General features: G+C 45.0%; 2 protein-coding genes. Both read right to left on the bottom strand.

Going from position 1 to position 2,645, the window contains the following annotated elements; translation table 11 throughout:
* Positions 1–1,292 (bottom strand): TonB-dependent receptor plug domain-containing protein (locus Q0277_RS06225; protein ID WP_297996551.1); only part of this gene is annotated, 1,292 nt, incomplete at its 3' end.
* A 298-nt stretch (positions 1,293–1,590) separates the two neighbouring features.
* On the bottom strand, positions 1,591–2,436 hold the full coding sequence (locus tag Q0277_RS06230) for a universal stress protein (protein WP_297996553.1): 846 nt from the start codon (positions 2,434–2,436) through the stop codon (positions 1,591–1,593).
* Positions 2,437–2,645: the final 209 nt, after the last annotated feature.

The raw sequence follows: 2,645 nt of genomic DNA on the forward strand, positions 1-2,645 counted from the left end.
AGACTTGATCCTAGAGCCCGATTGGAACAATCGAAGCAGCCTTGCCCAGGATTATGCGACGTAGTGCCGTTATACGGATTTACTCCGCCTAGGGAGCCAAATTTAAACATACCTTTGCTATCGGTATAATTCACTTTCACGTAGGCTTTCGTATCGTCGCTCAATTCATGGCTTAGCTCGGTGAAGGCGTTGTATTTTCTATACTCGCTTCTATCCCAATTCGAACCGAAATAGCTTTTGCGGCTTAAATTTAAAAGATTCCCCCGCTCGTCTATAACCGGAACGCCGAAAACATCATAAACGCCTCTTGATTTTTGATAGATCACGCCCGTGCTTAGCAAAGTCTTCTCGCCGATGTCAAAGTCAAATAATCCACCCACCGCGCTGTGCCAGCCGTTAGCGTAATGTTTGTAAGCGCCCTCTTTGCCTGCTACGCCGATCAAGCGTCCGCGCACGGTGCCGCTTTGATTTATCGCATCCGTTACGTCGATCATGCTACGATAATTATCCCGACTTCCGCCGCTTAGGCTTGCGTTAAAACCAAATTCATCGCTAGGGCGCTTACGAACTAAATTTACCGTACCGCCGGGCTCGCCGTTGCTTTGAGTAAGCCCCGCTACACCGCGCAAAACCTCGACGCGGTCGTAAAAAGTAAGATCGGTAAATTCTTTTGAAAAGCCCAAAGGACCTTGCACAGAGGAGGAAACCGAGCTAATCATTCCGTCTTCTTGGATATTATCTATATCAAATCCGCGCGAGTTTATACGCATTCTGCCGCTGTCGTTACGCAGCGTAATCCCCGGAGTATAGCGTAGCGCGCTATCTACGTTGTTCAAATTTAGATCCTTTATCACTTGATTCGATACGACCGATACCGATTGCGGCGTTTCTCTTATGCTTAAATTTAGCCCCGTCGCGGTGCTCATATTGCCAGTCGTATAAGAGCCCGTGCCCTCGGTAGTGGACAGATCGGCCTTGCCCGTGACGTTTATGGTGCCGAGATTATCGCCGTCCGAGCTCTGAAGCGTAGAATTTGCCGCGTTACCGCTTTGCGGCGTGGAATTTTGTGCAATGCCTTTAGTAGCGGAACTTACGACAATGTTGCCCTGCGGCGTGGAATTTACAGTGGTAGGGCGACTTCCATGCTTTTGCACAGAGCTTTGCGATGACGAAATTTTAGAGGCAGAGCTTGCGACAGATGAGTTTTGAGAAGTGCCACTATTTTGCGCCGCAGTAAGCCAAAACGGCGAGCAAAGTAGCGCAAAAGAAAGTAAGATTTTACCCTTTTTCATAAAAATCATTTTTAGATTTTATAATCTATATCAATTTACTGGCGGGATTATCTTACAATTCTTCTTAAATAATAATAAAATTTTTAATAAACTAAATCATAAAATTTTATATGCAATTACTAATTTAACGGAATTTAATAAGATATATTGACTAATTATTAAGCAAAATTTCTATGAATTTTAAAAAGTATATGAATTTGAAAAACGAAAGATTGAAAAATTTAAAATTCTAAAATTCCGCCTCCAAGCTTGGCGTTAAATTTTAAAATTTAGCGTTTATCGGCGTTTGGTCTTGCGATTACGATAGCACTAGCACCGGTACAAGCGCATTGTGCAAGATGTCTTCGGAGACGCTGCCTAAAAAGAGCTTTTTGAAAAACCCTTTCGTAAAGGCACCGGTAGCGATCAGATCGAGGTTATTAGCGCGGCAATATTTGATGATCTCATCGGCGGGCACTTCGGCTTGGATGTATTTGAAAGTGGCGGTTTGAGTGCCTAAAATTTCGCGCGCCAGATTTAGCATCCGCTCGCCCTCTGCGGTATCGAGATTGATGTGCAAGACATGCTTATGTGCGCTCGCAAGAAGCTTTGAGCTCTTTATAAACTCAAGCGTGCGTTTCGCCGCGTCAGTGCCGTCAAACGCAATGAGCACGGAGTTAATCGGTGAAAATTCCTTATTTACGAGCAGCGACGGCACGTGAAGCTCCTTTATCAGCACGCTTGCGTTAAAGCCTACGTCCTCGTTATTTGAGCCCTTGATACCGAGTACAAAAATTTCAGCTTCGTCCTTGTACTCGGCGATAACGTCGATAAAATCGCCATCTTTAATGATTTTATTTGCCTTTACACCTGCAGCAGTCGCAGCGCAGATATATTCATCCAGCATCGCTTCAGCTTCTTCGTGGTCTTTCTCCGCATCCACGCCGCCTAGTGTGGGACTTCCGTAGCTATTTGCAAGGATATCATTCTCTCCTAGGACGATCCCGCCTGCGGCTAGCCCATAAAAATTCTCGCCAAGCTCCGGGATTTCAACCACGTGAATAAACACGAGCTCGGCACCCAAGGTTTTAGCGACGTAAATTCCGTAATCTCTAACCGCCGGGGCAAGCGCATTTTGATCGACGCAAGTGATGACCTTTTTCATTTTTCGTCCTTTTAAAGATAAAATTTTGACCGAAATAAGCTTATCAAATTTTGTATAAAAGTTATTTAAATTCCGTAGATTTGAATGCGGCGCGGGCGATTTTGTGAAATTTTAAAGCCGCGTCGTAATGGATTTGTGAGGTGCGGGGTAAGCTAGCTCAGGCTCAGCTGACAGCGATCGAGTAGTTGCAGCGTAGTAGGCGACTAAAA

The organism is uncultured Campylobacter sp. (genome assembly GCF_938030815.1).
Classification (GTDB): Bacteria; Campylobacterota; Campylobacteria; order Campylobacterales; family Campylobacteraceae; genus Campylobacter_B.